This is a genomic window from Cryobacterium mannosilyticum, from assembly GCF_004402705.1.
Lineage (GTDB): Bacteria > Actinomycetota > Actinomycetes > Actinomycetales > Microbacteriaceae > Cryobacterium > Cryobacterium mannosilyticum.
Window position 1 is genome coordinate 1 of the sequence record NZ_SOFM01000009.1, and the last position, 13,205, is coordinate 13,205.

The window sequence follows — 13,205 nt, forward strand, 5'->3', positions numbered from 1 at the left end:
CTATCGCCTGCGCATGCCGGTAACTGATCACCCCGTCATGCAGGGCCGCCCGGGTTGCGGGGAGGTCCTGGACCAGGGCCTTACTCTCCGCGAGCAGGGACTCCGCGCTGCGCTCCGGGATCCGCAGCGTCACGGCCAGCTCACTGGAGAGCTCCCGGTGCGCGATCTCCTCCCGGCTCCACAACGCTTGCGGTCCCCGCGGGATCTCCGCCGCGTGCGCCTCGCTGAACCGGCGGGTCTGATCGATCAGCTCCGCCCGGAACGCGAAGCACTGCGCGATCACCCGGTCCGCGACCGCGACCGCGTCAAAGAGCAGTCCGAGCTGCTGCTGGGTGGTGCTCACCAGGGTGACCATACCCGCACACTACGACCAGCCACCGACATCCCCCGGCCCCCAACCGACCCTCGCCCCAGGGTGTGGATAACCTGATCAAACCTATATTGTGGTGGGGAACCGCAACGCGTTCAGCGCGCGATGAGTCCCGTGCGCAGCTCGTCGGCGAGTGCGCGAACAACCGCCGGCAGGCTCCCGTCGGCGGCGTCCGCCACCCGCAATTGGCGCTGGTAGCTGGCCCCGGCGTCGAGGATCAGGTTCAGCTGGAGCAGTTCCGCCAGGCAGCCGAGGCGCTCGGCCACGGGGGAGAGCACTTCGATCAGGCGCCGCACGTCGTCGACGACGTGGCATTCGGCCCCGGCGGCGTCGAGGATGATCTCCGCGTCGAGCCCGTACCGCGAGGCGCGCCACTTGTTCTCGCGCACGAACCAGGGCTGCAGTTGCGGCACGGTCTCGCCCGCGTCCAGCCGCGTCGACATCCACTCGACCAGGCACTGGATGAACGCGGCGATCGCCGCCAGTTCCTCGGCCGTCGACACCCCGTCGCAGGCGCGGATCTCGATCGTGCCCCAACGTGGCGACGGGCGGATGTCCCAGCGCACCTCGGTGACATCGTCGACGATCCCGGTGACGGTCATGTCCTCGACGTAGCGTTCCCACGCGGCCCAGTCGTCCAGGATCCACGGCAGGCCCGCCGTCGGGAGCTGCTGGAACATCTGGGCGCGATTCGAGGCGTAACCGGTGTTCACGCCCGCCCAGAACGGGCTCGACGCGGACAGCGCCTGCAGGTGCGGCAGATAGGTGAGCAGCCCGTTCAGGAGGGGGATCACCTTGGCGCGGTCCTCGATGCCCACGTGCACGTGGATGCCCCAGATCATCATGTTGCGCCCCCACCACTGGGTGCGGTCGATCAGGCGGTGGTACCTGGCCTTGTCCGTGACCTCCTGGTCGAACCACTGGCCGAACGGATGCGACCCGCTGCAGATTAGATCGACGCCCCGCGGATCGGTGATCGCCCGCACCTCGTCGACCTGGCCGACAACATCCGCGACCGCCCCGGCCACCGTGTGATGGACCCCCGAAACCAGCTCGACCGTGTTGAGCAGCAGTTCGCCGGTGATCTTCGGATGCGGCGAGCCGCCTGGCCCGCAGAGCCCCGCCAGCACCTCGTCGGCGATGCACACGAGGTCGCCGGTCTGGCGGTCGACCAGGGCGAGTTCCCACTCAATGCCGATGGTCGACCGCTCAGAGCGGGCGAATTCGATTCCCATGGGTGGCCTTTCGAGGATCGCCTCACCCGAGTGGGTGTTGTCCGCCACAATCCTGACACCGATCGGGCCGCACTGCGTGTCAGGGTGAGTTCTCCGACCCGACCCGACCCGACCCGTGACTCGTCGACTATCGAAGCGATCTTCGCCGCAGGTCCGCGGAAATGCGGGCACTCGTGCTCAGCGTGCGCAAGCTGCGGCCGCGGTCAACCACGGCATGCCGGAGCGTACGGCCGAGCACCCAAAAGCTTCCCCCACTCCTCCTCGGTCAGTGCTCGTCCGGCAACCTGGCACGCGCGCTCGGTCCACGCCGCCGGGTCGGCGACGATCACCTGCGTCATCCCGTAGGAGTGTTCGAGCCCGACGGTGCGCTCATCGAGCTCCACGGACGCAGTCTGCCGAGCGAACATGCAGGTGCGGAAACCCGCCGACCAGTCGCCGAGGTCCCACGTGATGATCGCGCCGTCCGCGTCGGCGGTCGCGATCCGACGGCCATCCGGACTGACCGCCAGAATCCCGTTTCCGGGGATCCGAGGCAGCTCATCGCCGGATGCCGTGTCGATCACGATGGTCGGGCCGAACCCGCTGGCGTAGAGTCGCGAGCCGTCCGGCGAGAACTTCACCGCACCGAACTCCGCGCCGGGCTGCACAGCCGGTGAAAGCGAGACTCAATTTCTTCTGCGGCGCCCGTGAGAGGTCGTCAACCCACAGGGCACGAGTATTGCCGTCCCGGCGTTCATCAATGGCCTCCTGCTGGTGGCCGGCGGATCCCTAGTTTCCGTAGTGGTACCGGCACCCCGCGATGCGAACCTCGTCGCCGTCAACCTTGTAGATGAGGCGGTGCTCATCCGTGATGCGACGCGACCAGTAGCCGTGGAAGCCGTGCTTCAGCGGCTCGGGCTTTCCAATGCCCTCGTTTCCGTTTCGTGCCACATCACGGAGAAGCTTATTGATCCGCTTGAGGACTTTGCGGTCCTGGGCCTGCCACCATTCGTAGTCCATCCAGGCATCCTCATCCCAGACGAATTTCACTCCGTCAGGTCATTCACGGTGCCGAGCCCGGACTCGAGCCGTTCGATTGATCTGAGAAGGCGCCGCGCATTGGCCGGATTGCGGAGCAGATAGGCGGTTTCCTTGAGCGACTCGTACTCATCGAGCGAGACGATCACGACGGGCTCGTGCCCGGCGCGGGTGACGATGACTTCCTCGCGGTCATTGACGACCGCCGACAGGGTTTCGGCGTAGTGTGCGCGTGATTCTGAGTAGGTCATGGTTCTCATCGGAAGCCTCCTTGTACGGATTATTGTACGCGAGGGGAGCGAGGAGGGCAAGAGTGACTCGCCGCCTGCACGGTGCGCCGCCTGACACTGCTCACACGGGCGACCGTCGATTATCCGAAACGGGGCATCGTCTGGCAGAATGATTAGTCGAGTTCTCTTGCGTTCGACCCTCTACTCAGACGCAGGAAAAAACCACCTTATTGAGCTTGTGCCGAGTGTGCCCCCACGCTCACGGCCGTCAGTTCGCCAAAAATCAAATACACAGGAGAATTGTGGCTGTCAAAATTCGTTTGAAGCGCATGGGTAAGATCCGTGCACCGTACTACCGCATCGTTGTCGCCGACTCGCGCACCAAGCGCGACGGCCGTGTCATCGAAGAGATCGGCATCTACCACCCCACGCAGGAGCCCTCCGTCATCGAGGTCAAGTCCGAGCGCGCGCAGTACTGGCTCGGCGTCGGCGCACAGCCGACCGAGCAGGTTGCCGCTCTCCTCAAGCTGACCGGCGACTGGGGCATCTTCAAGGGTGACAAGAACGCCGTCAGCACCGTGAGGGTCAAGGAAGCCAAGGTTGCTTTCGTCGCCGACGAGAAGAAGAAGCCCGTTCTCAAGCCGAAGGCCGACAAGCCCGTGGCGAAGGAAGAGGCCCCCAAGGAGGCCGTGGCTGACGCCGCTGCTCCCGAAGAGGACAAGGCGTAGTCTTGCTCGCTCCCGCGCTTGAGCACCTCGTCAAGGGGATCGTCGATCACCCGGATGACGTGCACGTTTCGACACAGAACTCCCCACGTGGCGAGGTCCTCGAGGTTCGCGTGAACCCTGAAGACCTCGGCCGCGTGATCGGTCGTTCCGGTCGTACCGCCAAGGCCTTGCGCACCCTCGTGGCCGCGCTGGCCGACGGCAGGCGCGTGCGGGTCGACGTCGTCGACACCGATTTCTGAAGAAACTGTTAGCGAGTAGTTGGTAATGAGTTTGGTGAACGACAGCACGCCGCCCCGAAGTCAACTCCGGGTGGGGCGTCTGACGAAGGCGCACGGTCTCAAAGGCGCCATCAAGCTCGAACTGTTCACGGATGACCCGGGACGTCGTTTCGTCCCGGGCGCCGTGTTCACCCTCCAGGTCCCCACGGGGTCACCTTGGCACGGCAAGACCCTCGAACTCGTCGAGCTGCGCTGGTACAACCAGCACGCCGTCGGGTTCTTCAAGGATGTGCCCGACCGCGAAGCGGCCGAGGCCCTCGCCAAGGCGATCCTCTGGATCGACCAGGACGACGAGGAACAGCCCGACGAGGAAGACGCCTGGTACGACCACCAGCTCGTCGGACTCGCCGTCGTACGCGACGGCGAGAAGATCGGCACCATCACCCGGCTCGAGCACCTCCCGGCCCAGGACCTGCTCATCGTGAAGACCCCGGCCGGTGAGGTGATGATCCCCTTCGTGAAGGCGATCGTGCCCTCGGTGGACATCACGACCGGCATCGTCACCATCACCCCTCCACCCGGGCTGCTCGAAGAGCTGCCGGAGGAACCCGATGACGACCTGCCGGAGGATCCGGACACCGAGCCGGAACCAGACTCCGAACCCGAGACGCAGGCGTCTCCGGTGGAGACCCCCGACAGCGAAGGCGCATAGACGCGACCCGAAACACCCGGGGAGTGGCGCGCCGCGCCCGTCCGACTTCCCAGCTCGTCATGACGCGGCACACCCTCCAAGGAGAACCGCAGCATGTCGTACGTCAAACCGGATCAACTCATCGATGACATCATCCACTCCGGTGTCCTTAAATCGAACCTGACCATTAAGCAGATGTTCGTGCGCGGCACCCTCGCCGGCGCCATTCTCGGCGCGGCGACCACCGTCGCGCTGACGGCCGCAGCCCAGACGGGGCTCCCGATCGTGGGCGCTGTGCTGTTCCCGGTCGGCTTCGCGATGATCCTCCTGCTCGGCCTGGAGCTCGTCACCGGCAGCTTCGCCCTTATCCCGCTCGCCATCATGGAGGGCCGCACAACCCTCCAGAAGGGGCTCACCAACTTCGCCGTCGTCATCTGCGCGCACCTCTTCGGCGCCGTGCTCTACGCGGCACTGTACGTCGCATCGATCACCTACCTCGGCACCGAGACGAGCGACCCGATGATCCAGGCGATCATCCACATGGCCGAGCACAAGGTGCTGCCCTACGAGGCGGTCGGTGCCGGCGGCATCCTGGTCGCCATCATCAAGGCGATGCTCTGCAACTGGATGGTCGCGATCGGCACGATCATGTTCTACACCTCGAAGTCCACGGCCGGGAAGATCCTCGCCATGTGGCTGCCGGTGACCACCTTCTTCAGCCTCGGACTCGAACACGCCATCGTGAACATGTTCGTCATCCCGGCCGGGATGATGCTCGGCGCGAACATCAGCTTCGGCGAATGGTGGGTCTGGAACCAGGGCCCGGTCCTGATCGGCAACCTCCTCGGCGCCGTGCTCTTCACCGCCCTGCCGATCTACTTCTCCCACCGCACCCGGGTGAACCGGGCCGCCGCACTCGAGGGTGCGAACGAGCCGGTGCTGATCCGCTCCTAGACTTCTCTGGTGCGCATCGACATCCTCACCATCTTTCCGGAGTTCTTCTCCGTCCTCGACGTCTCGCTCGTCGGCAAGGCACGCCAGTCGGGGCTGATCGACCTGCGCGTGCACAACCTGCGCGATCACACCCACGACCGGCACAACACCGTCGACGACACTCCCTATGGCGGCGGCGCCGGCATGGTGATGAAGCCGGAGCCGTGGGGTGAAGCGCTCGATGAGATCATCGGCGAGGTGGCCGGCGGCGCAGCCGGGGATCAGGCCGGGACGGATGCCGGACCTGTCCTGATCTTCCCGTCCCCGGCCGGCGAACTGTTCACCCAGAAAATGGCCAGGTCCCTCGCGGAGGAACCGAACCTGGTCTTCGGCTGCGGCCGTTACGAGGGCATCGACCAGCGCGTCTTCGACCACTACGCCGCCACCGGCCGGGTGCGCCTGATCAGCCTCGGCGACTACGTGCTCAACGGGGGAGAGGTCGCCGTGATGGCCATGATCGAGGCCATCGGGCGGCTGATCCCCGGCGTCGTCGGCAACCCGGAGAGCCTCGTCGAGGAATCGCACGAGGACGGTCTGCTGGAATACCCGAGCTACACCAAGCCGTCCAGCTGGCGCGGGCACGACGTGCCGCCCGTGCTGCTCAGCGGAAACCACGGGGCCATCGCCGCCTGGCGCCGCGAGCAGCAGCTCGCGCGCACCAGGCAGGTGCGGCCCGACCTTCTGCCCCCAGCGAACTCCGAGGAGTAAGTCAGAATCACGCGAGTAGTCTGATCTCGTGTTCGTACGCAGACTCTTCTACTACTGGCAGTTCATCGCCGTCGTCGTGCTGCCCGCCTGGCTGCTGGTCGGCGCGTCGGTCTTCGGTGTGAGCGGCTGGATGGTGCTCGGCAGCTTCTTCGGCGGCGTCCTCCTCGGCATCGGCCTGCTCATGGTCGCCCTGCTGATCTACGCCCGCAAGGACGTGCGCGCCGCCCGGGCGGTGTCCTGGGCGGATGTCGGCGTGCTCACCCTCTGGCACGCCCTGATCGTCGCCCTCGGCTTCACAGCCTCGTCCTCCGGGCTTCCCGTGCTCGTGGTGGTCGTCGGTCTGGCCGCGTTCTGGTTCGTCATCTGGGAGTTCTACAGCGCTGCCCGGGCGAGGATGCGCGAGATGCTCGTCGTGATCGAGGAGACCGCGCGGTTCGGCACGGTGCCGGCCGGCGGCGTCCAGGGTTCACCCCAGGGTTCCGCCCCGGGTGCACCCAAGCCGCCCCGCTTCGACAGCACCGCCGATCCCGCCGTGATCGTGATCCACGAGAAGTCCGCCGAGCAGTAACGGGGGGTCTCTTTTGCGGCACCGACCGCTTTCATGACATAATCAGCGTTTGTGCCGTAGCAAGCCTCTGCCACAGGGGAGCTGCAACGTATCGGCATGAACATACTCAGTCGGTTGCCGACGCGGGTCGCTGACAGCGGGTCGCGCGGCACAAATCGTAGTCGTCCTGTGGCGGATACAGAGAGCGAAACACTATGCATATTCTCGACCAGGTGGATGCACCATCACTCCGGAAGGACATCCCGGCCTTCCGCGCCGGCGATACCGTCAAGGTCCACGTCAACATCGTTGAGGGCGCCCGCTCTCGTGTCCAGGTCTTCCAGGGAGTCGTCATCGGCCGCTCCGGCGAAGGCGTGCGCGAGACGTTCTGCGTTCGCAAGGTCAGCTTCCAGGTCGGCGTCGAGCGTACCTTCCCGGTGCACTCCCCGGTGATCGACCACATCGAGGTCATCACCCGCGGTGACGTGCGTCGCGCGAAGCTGTACTACCTGCGCAACCTGCGAGGCAAGAAGGCCAAGATCAAAGAGAAGCGCGACTAACAGTCGACTCCCAGCATCCGCTGGATTTCTCCCTGAGCTCCTCACCCTTACACTGGGTCAGGAGCTCAGGCGGTTTAATGACAGACAATTCTCTGCCCACGCGATCAGATCGCCTGGAATCAGAAACGAAGCGCAAGAAGCGCGGCGTTGCACTCTTCCTTCGCGACCTCCTGGTCATTTTCGTGGTGGCCCTGCTCATCTCGTTCCTGATCAAGACGTTCCTGATCCGCTCGTTCTACATCCCCTCCGGGTCGATGGAGACGACGCTGCTGGTCAACGACCGGATCATCGTGAACCAACTCGAACCCGGGCTCATTCCGATCACCCGGGGCGACGTCGTCGTCTTCCGCGATCCGGGCGGCTGGCTCCTGCCGCAGGCTCCGGTGCAGCAGAACCCGATCGTGGCCGGCGTCGACTGGGTGCTCTCCGTGGTCGGCCTCTCCGCCCCGGACAGCAACGACCACCTGATCAAACGGGTCATCGGGCTGCCGGGAGACCACGTCGTCTGCTGCAACGCGCTCGGCCAGATGAGCGTCAACGACATCCCGCTCTCCGAACCGTACGTGAACCTCCCGACCGGCCAAACGCAGGTCTCCAAGGATGCCTTCGACGTGGACGTGCCCGCGAAATCACTGTGGGTGATGGGCGACAACCGCTACAACTCGAAGGACTCCCGGTACAACGGCGACACGCCGGGCAAGGGCTTCGTGCCGATCGAGAACGTCGTCGGCCGTGCCCTGGTGATCAGCTGGCCGCTGGCCCGCTGGAGCTGGCTGGACGACTACCCGGAGGTCTTCCGCGGGGTCTCCGCGGAGACCGACTAGGTGGGCGTCGTCGACCCGACCCTCGACGTCGAGCAGGCGATGATCGCCGCCGGCGCGACCTGCGTGATCGGCTGCGACGAGGTCGGGCGCGGTGCGCTGGCCGGACCCGTCGGCGTCGGCGTGGCCGTTGTCGGCCCCGCCGCTGCGGCCATCCCCGACGGACTGCGTGATTCCAAGATGCTCAGCGAGCCCCGCCGAGAGGCCCTGGCGCCCCTCGCGGCCGCCTGGGCGCTGCACTCGGCCGTCGGGCTCGCCTCGGCCGCCGAGGTCGACGAGCTGGGCATCATCGCCTGCCTCGGGCTCGCCGGCAAACGTGCTCTGGCCCAGTTGCACGCCGCCGGGGTCGACATCGCCGGGAGCGTGGTGCTGCTCGACGGCAACGACGACTGGCTGAACAAGGCCCTGCACACTCCGCTGAACGTGGTCACCCGGGTGCGGGCCGACCAGGACTGCGGTTCGGTGGCCGCGGCATCCGTGATCGCCAAGGTGCACCGCGACCGGCTCATGATCGAAGCGGATGCCCGGCACCCCGGCTACGGCTGGGCGGGGAACAAAGGCTACGGGAGTGCGGCCCATCTGGACGCGATCGCCCTGCTCGGCCCCACCGGGCTGCACCGCAAATCGTGGCTCAAGATCACAGCGTAGGATTGAAACACCATGGAAGAAGAAGAATTCGAGGACTACGACCGCGAGGTCGAGTTGGCCCTGTACCGCGAGTACCGAGACGTTGTCGGGCAATTCCAGTACGTCGTAGAGACCGAGCGACGCTTCTACCTCGCCAACGAAGTGGAGTTGGTGCGCCGGGACACTGAGCACGACTTCTACTTCGAACTGACCATGAAGGACGTCTGGGTCTGGGACGTCTACCGCTCCGACCGGTTCGTGAAGTCGGTTCGCGTGCTGACGTTCAAGGACGTCAACGTGGAGGAACTCGCCTCCAAGGAGTTCGAGCTGCCCAAGGAACTCGCGCTCGACGAGTAGCTCGACCCGCGGCCGCCCCGGCGGCCGCGCCCCCCGATTCCGGGCCGACCACCGCCGGTCTGCCCGGCCCAGGCTGCCAGCCTGCACAACCCGGCGCAACGATGCGGCCGGGAGAGAAAGGTATGTCCTTGCTTCAGGATGCTGATCGCTGCCGAGACACGTGGATCAACCGGGAAGCACTGGCGGAGGCGATGATCCCGCTGATCGGCCGGCTGTACCGGGACAACAACGTCGTCACCAGCGTGCACGGGCGCAGCCTGATCAACCAGTCGGTGGTGGGGCTGCTCAAGGCGCACCGCTTCGCCCGGCAGATCGACGACGTCGAACTTCCCCTCGAGGAGACCCTGCCGATGCTGCAGGCGCTCGCCCGGCTGCGGCTCGGCGCCGCGTCGATCGACCTGGCCCGGCTGAACCTGGCCTACCGCGGTGACGAAGCCGGCCGGAGCCTCGACGACTTCCTGAGCGAGGAACTGGCCGACGTCATCGGTCTGCAGGGCGCCGACCCGCGCACGAGCACCGATGTCGTGCTCTACGGGTTCGGCCGGATCGGACGTCTCCTCGCCCGCATCCTGATCGAGCACGCCGGCGGCGGCCAGGGCCTGCGACTGCGCGCCATCGTCGTGCGCCGCGGGTCCGCCAACGACATCGTCAAGCGGGCCAGCCTGTTGCGACGGGACTCCGTGCACGGGCCGTTCGAGGGCACCATCACCGTCGACGAGGAGAACGACACGATCCTGGCCAACGGCACGCTGATCCAGGTCATCTACTCCTCCGACCCGGCCGGCGTCGACTACACCCGGTACGGCATCCACGACGCGGTCGTGGTCGACAACACCGGCCGCTGGCGCGACGCCGAGGGGCTCTCCCAGCACCTCGCCTGCCCCGGGGTCGCCCGGGTGCTGCTCACCGCGCCCGGCAAGGGCGACCTGAAGAACATCGTGCACGGCATCAACCACAGCGAGATCACCGCCGACGACACCATCGTGACGGCGGCCTCGTGCACCACCAACGCGATCACCCCCGTGCTCAAGGCCGTCAACGACCGTTTCGGCATCGTCGACGGGCACGTCGAGACGGTCCATTCGTTCACGAACGACCAGAACCTGATCGACAACTTCCACTCCGGTGACCGCCGGGGCCGCTCGGCCGCCCTCAACATGGTGCTCACCGAGACGGGCGCGGCGAAGGCGGTGGCGAAGGCCCTGCCGGAGCTGGCCGGGAAACTGACCGGCAACGCCATCCGCGTTCCGACGCCTGATGTGTCGATGGCGATCCTCAACCTGAATCTCGAACGGGAGACCGGCAAGGACGAGCTCAACGCCTACCTCCGGTCGATGAGCCTGAACTCCGAGCTGCACAAGCAGATTGACTACATCGACTCGCCCGAGGTCGTGTCGAGCGATTTCCTCGGCTCACGCCGGGCCGGGATCGTCGACGGGCTGGCCACCATCACCACCGGCCGCAAGGCCGTGCTCTACGTCTGGTATGACAACGAATACGGCTACAGCTGCCAGGTCATCCGGGTGCTCGAGGAGATGGCCGGGGCGCATCCGCCGGTCTTCCCGAAGGCGGAGGCAGACCTGCCGGACGCGGTGCTGCAGGCCTGAGCGCGAGCGGGGCGGGTGTGAGCGTTTACTGGCGGGGTTCGCAGATGACCACAGGGATGTCCCGGCTCGTCTTCTGCTGGTAGCCGTCGTAGCCCTTGTAGGCGGCAACGATCTGGGGCCACAGCTCGGCCTTCTCCTCCGGGCTCGCCGTGCGGGCGTGCATCGGCATGGTGGTTCCGTACACGGTGAGCTCGACGTCGGGATTCGCGACCAGGTTGAGGTACCACTGCGGGTTGCGGTCGTCGCCGCCCTTCGACGCGATCAGCACGTAACGATGCCGGTCGTGCACGGGCGCGGTCAGCATCGTCGCCCGCCGTTTGCCGCTCGACCGGCCGATCGTGTGCAGCTCGACCGCGGGCATCGAGCCGAAGTTGGCGAGGACGCGCCCGCCGGAGAGCGTGAACACGGCCCGGTGCAGCACGTTCATCGTCTTCATCTGCAGGTCGACCAGTTCGTTGCGCAATCCCATGGATCCAGACTACGAGAGGAGCCTGCCGTCGAGCGCTAGCGTGGAGGCATGAATCCCGCCGCTGCTTCCCCTGCCCCCGCTGCCGCGGCCGTCGTCGCCCAGGCGCTGCGGATCGCGCCGCTCATCGACGGCCACAACGACTGGGCCTGGGTCTGCCGCGAGGAACACGACTATTCGGTGGAGGGCCTCGAGCAGGGGCTCGCGACCGACACGGACATCGCCCGGCTCCGGGCCGGCCAGGTCGGCGGCCAGTTCTGGTCGGTCTACGTCAGCGACGACCACGCCGGCGCCGACGCCGTGCAGGGCACACTCGAACAGATCGACTGGGTCTACCGGCTCGCCGCCCGGTATCCGGGGGAGTTCGTCATCGCGCGGAGCGCCGCCGACGTCGAGGCAGCCAGGGCCGACGGGCGGGTGGCATCCCTCCTCGGCGCGGAGGGGGCGCACAGCCTCAATGACTCGCCGGCCGTGCTGCGGATGTTCGCCCGGCTGGGCGTGCGCTATCTCACCCTGACCCACGTGCACAACACCAGCTGGGCCGATTCGGGCACCGACGATCCCGCCCACGGGGGCCTCACCGCCCGCGGGGCCGAGTACATCCGGGAGCTGAACCGGCTGGGGATGCTGGTCGACCTGTCGCACGTGTCGCCCGCCACGGCGCACGCGGCCCTCGACCTGACCGATTCGCCGGTGATTTTCAGCCACAGTTGCGTCTCCGCGGTCGCCGACCATCCCCGGAACGTGCCCGACGACCTGCTCGGCCGGCTCGCCGCGAACAACGGCGTGATCATGCTCACCTTCGTGCCGCAATTCCTCACCCCCGAGTACTCGGCCTGGTTCGACGGGGCGAGGGACACCCCGGCGCCCGCCGTGACGATCGCGCAGGTCGCGGATCACATCGAGCATGCCCGCCAGGTGGCCGGCATCCGTCACATCGGCCTGGGCGGTGACTTCGACGGCACGGACGAGTTCCCCTCCGGCCTCGAGGGCGTCGACGGCTACCCGGCGCTGCTGGCCGAGCTCGCGGGGCGGGACTGGTCGGCGGAGGATCTCGCCGCCCTGGCCGGCGGCAACATCCTGCGCGTGCTGCGCGCCACGGATGCGGCCTTCGCCGCGGCCGGCGGCGGGATACCCCTGCTCGTGCGCTGAGCCGTGGCCCCGGGGGTAGCCTCGAGCGAGGGCGCGACCAATCCGGACGGGCCGCCGCTGCCGAATGAGAGTCATGACCCTGCGCCGACGTATCGCCCTCCTGACCGTGATCGGCGTGCTGTGCGCGGGGACCATCGCCGTTGTCGCCGGGGTGCTCGGCGGGGCGACCGGAACGGGCAGCGCGGGCGTCGCCGACTCGACGGCGGGATCGGCGGCCACGGGATCGCCGGCCGACGGCTCGGCCGTCGTCGCGTTCTACGGCGACTCCTACACGCGCGGCACCGGCGCATCAAGCCGGGCCGCCCGCTGGTCGACCATCGTGTGCGCCGAGCGCGGCTGGACCGAGGTCAACCCGAGCACCAACGGGCTCGGCTTCGTGAACAACCGGGCGAACCTGCCGGGGCCCGACCTCGTCGACCAGGTGATCAAGGCCCAACCCGACATCGTGATCAGCACCATGGGCTTGAACGACAACTTCGTGATGCCCGGCCGCGCCGACGACGTTCGGGCCGCGATCGACACGGACTTCACCGAGCTCAAGAAGGCACTGCCCCACACCCGCTTCATCATCGTCGAACCGTTCTGGTACACCGACGAGCGGCCCGAATCCGTGGAACGCATCATCGGCTGGGTGCGGGACGCGGCCGTGGCCATCGATGCCGACTACATCCCGGGGGCCTCGCACTGGATGGACGGGCATCCGGAGTGGAAGGCCGCAGACAACCTCCACCCCAATGACGTCGGCTACCGCGAGATCGCGGTGCGGATGGACGCCGAGCTGGCGAAACTGGGCCTCTGACCGGTTCCGGCGAATTCCCCGCCTCACCCTCGAGCCGCCGCGGAACCCGGCCGGCTGCCGGCTCACCCTCCACAGGGCG

At 67.0% G+C, this 13,205-nt stretch carries 19 protein-coding genes; 13 read left to right on the top strand and 6 right to left on the bottom strand.

Annotation, left to right across the window (positions count from 1 at the left end):
* The 5 genes from E3O32_RS03180 to E3O32_RS03200 form a co-directional block, all read right to left on the bottom strand.
* On the bottom strand, window positions 1–355 hold a 355-nt coding region (locus tag E3O32_RS03180; RefSeq protein ID WP_134506958.1), incomplete at its 3' end, for a DUF222 domain-containing protein.
* A gap of 110 nt (window positions 356–465) precedes the next feature.
* Window positions 466–1,605, bottom strand: a complete 1,140-nt coding sequence (locus E3O32_RS03185) for a glutamate--cysteine ligase (protein ID WP_134506960.1) — start codon at window positions 1,603–1,605, stop codon at window positions 466–468.
* 203 nt (window positions 1,606–1,808) lie between these two features.
* On the bottom strand, window positions 1,809–2,225 hold the full coding sequence (locus E3O32_RS03190; RefSeq protein WP_134506962.1) for a WD40 repeat domain-containing protein: 417 nt from the start codon (window positions 2,223–2,225) through the stop codon (window positions 1,809–1,811).
* 148 nt (window positions 2,226–2,373) lie between these two features.
* Entirely contained in the window at window positions 2,374–2,634 is a 261-nt protein-coding gene (locus E3O32_RS03195; RefSeq protein ID WP_134506963.1) for a Txe/YoeB family addiction module toxin, read from the bottom strand.
* Window positions 2,631–2,882, bottom strand: a complete 252-nt coding sequence (locus E3O32_RS03200; protein ID WP_134506965.1) for a type II toxin-antitoxin system Phd/YefM family antitoxin — start codon at window positions 2,880–2,882, stop codon at window positions 2,631–2,633. The genes E3O32_RS03195 and E3O32_RS03200 overlap by 4 nt, the downstream gene beginning before the upstream one ends.
* A gap of 272 nt (window positions 2,883–3,154) precedes the next feature.
* On the opposite strand from E3O32_RS03200, the gene rpsP reads away from it, so the two are divergent.
* The 11 genes from rpsP to E3O32_RS03255 all read left to right on the top strand — a co-directional run bounded on the left by rpsP (window position 3,155) and on the right by E3O32_RS03255 (window position 10,709).
* Entirely contained in the window at window positions 3,155–3,580 is a 426-nt protein-coding gene (rpsP, locus tag E3O32_RS03205; protein ID WP_134506967.1) for a 30S ribosomal protein S16, read from the top strand.
* Between the two features lie 2 nt (window positions 3,581–3,582).
* Complete coding sequence (locus E3O32_RS03210) at window positions 3,583–3,819, top strand: RNA-binding protein (RefSeq protein ID WP_134506969.1); 237 nt, start codon at window positions 3,583–3,585, stop codon at window positions 3,817–3,819.
* 25 nt (window positions 3,820–3,844) lie between these two features.
* On the top strand, window positions 3,845–4,510 hold the full coding sequence (gene rimM / locus E3O32_RS03215; RefSeq protein WP_174774799.1) for a ribosome maturation factor RimM: 666 nt from the start codon (window positions 3,845–3,847) through the stop codon (window positions 4,508–4,510).
* A 93-nt stretch (window positions 4,511–4,603) separates the two neighbouring features.
* Window positions 4,604–5,443, top strand: a complete 840-nt coding sequence (locus tag E3O32_RS03220) for a formate/nitrite transporter family protein (RefSeq protein WP_134506970.1) — start codon at window positions 4,604–4,606, stop codon at window positions 5,441–5,443.
* A gap of 9 nt (window positions 5,444–5,452) precedes the next feature.
* Window positions 5,453–6,190 carry a tRNA (guanosine(37)-N1)-methyltransferase TrmD gene (gene trmD / locus E3O32_RS03225; RefSeq protein ID WP_134506972.1) on the top strand — a complete coding sequence of 246 codons (738 nt, stop codon included), beginning with the start codon at window positions 5,453–5,455 and terminating at the stop codon, window positions 6,188–6,190.
* 28 nt (window positions 6,191–6,218) lie between these two features.
* Window positions 6,219–6,758 carry an MFS transporter gene (locus E3O32_RS03230; RefSeq protein ID WP_134506974.1) on the top strand — a complete coding sequence of 180 codons (540 nt, stop codon included), beginning with the start codon at window positions 6,219–6,221 and terminating at the stop codon, window positions 6,756–6,758.
* A gap of 194 nt (window positions 6,759–6,952) precedes the next feature.
* Window positions 6,953–7,297: a 50S ribosomal protein L19 gene (rplS, locus tag E3O32_RS03235; protein WP_134368536.1), complete on the top strand. Its 345-nt coding sequence runs from the start codon at window positions 6,953–6,955 to the stop codon at window positions 7,295–7,297.
* 77 nt (window positions 7,298–7,374) lie between these two features.
* Window positions 7,375–8,121, top strand: coding sequence for a signal peptidase I (gene lepB, locus E3O32_RS03240; RefSeq protein ID WP_134506976.1), 747 nt, complete (start codon window positions 7,375–7,377; stop codon window positions 8,119–8,121).
* Complete coding sequence (locus E3O32_RS03245; RefSeq protein WP_134506978.1) at window positions 8,122–8,766, top strand: ribonuclease HII; 645 nt, start codon at window positions 8,122–8,124, stop codon at window positions 8,764–8,766. It abuts the gene before it with no gap.
* Between the two features lie 12 nt (window positions 8,767–8,778).
* Entirely contained in the window at window positions 8,779–9,102 is a 324-nt protein-coding gene (locus E3O32_RS03250) for a DUF2469 family protein (RefSeq protein ID WP_130176401.1), read from the top strand.
* Window positions 9,103–9,224: 122 nt separating this feature from the next.
* Window positions 9,225–10,709 (top strand): glyceraldehyde-3-phosphate dehydrogenase, encoded by a 1,485-nt coding sequence (locus tag E3O32_RS03255; RefSeq protein WP_174776477.1) that lies wholly within the window; start codon window positions 9,225–9,227, stop codon window positions 10,707–10,709.
* A gap of 25 nt (window positions 10,710–10,734) precedes the next feature.
* On the opposite strand, the gene E3O32_RS03260 is transcribed toward E3O32_RS03255, so the two are convergent.
* Complete coding sequence (locus tag E3O32_RS03260; RefSeq protein WP_134506980.1) at window positions 10,735–11,178, bottom strand: nitroreductase family deazaflavin-dependent oxidoreductase; 444 nt, start codon at window positions 11,176–11,178, stop codon at window positions 10,735–10,737.
* Window positions 11,179–11,226: 48 nt separating this feature from the next.
* On the opposite strand from E3O32_RS03260, the gene E3O32_RS03265 reads away from it, so the two are divergent.
* Window positions 11,227–12,327 (top strand): dipeptidase, encoded by a 1,101-nt coding sequence (locus tag E3O32_RS03265; protein ID WP_134506982.1) that lies wholly within the window; start codon window positions 11,227–11,229, stop codon window positions 12,325–12,327.
* Between the two features lie 73 nt (window positions 12,328–12,400).
* Window positions 12,401–13,126: an SGNH/GDSL hydrolase family protein gene (locus tag E3O32_RS03270; protein WP_241974523.1), complete on the top strand. Its 726-nt coding sequence runs from the start codon at window positions 12,401–12,403 to the stop codon at window positions 13,124–13,126.
* The last annotated feature ends 79 nt before the right edge of the window (window positions 13,127–13,205 follow it).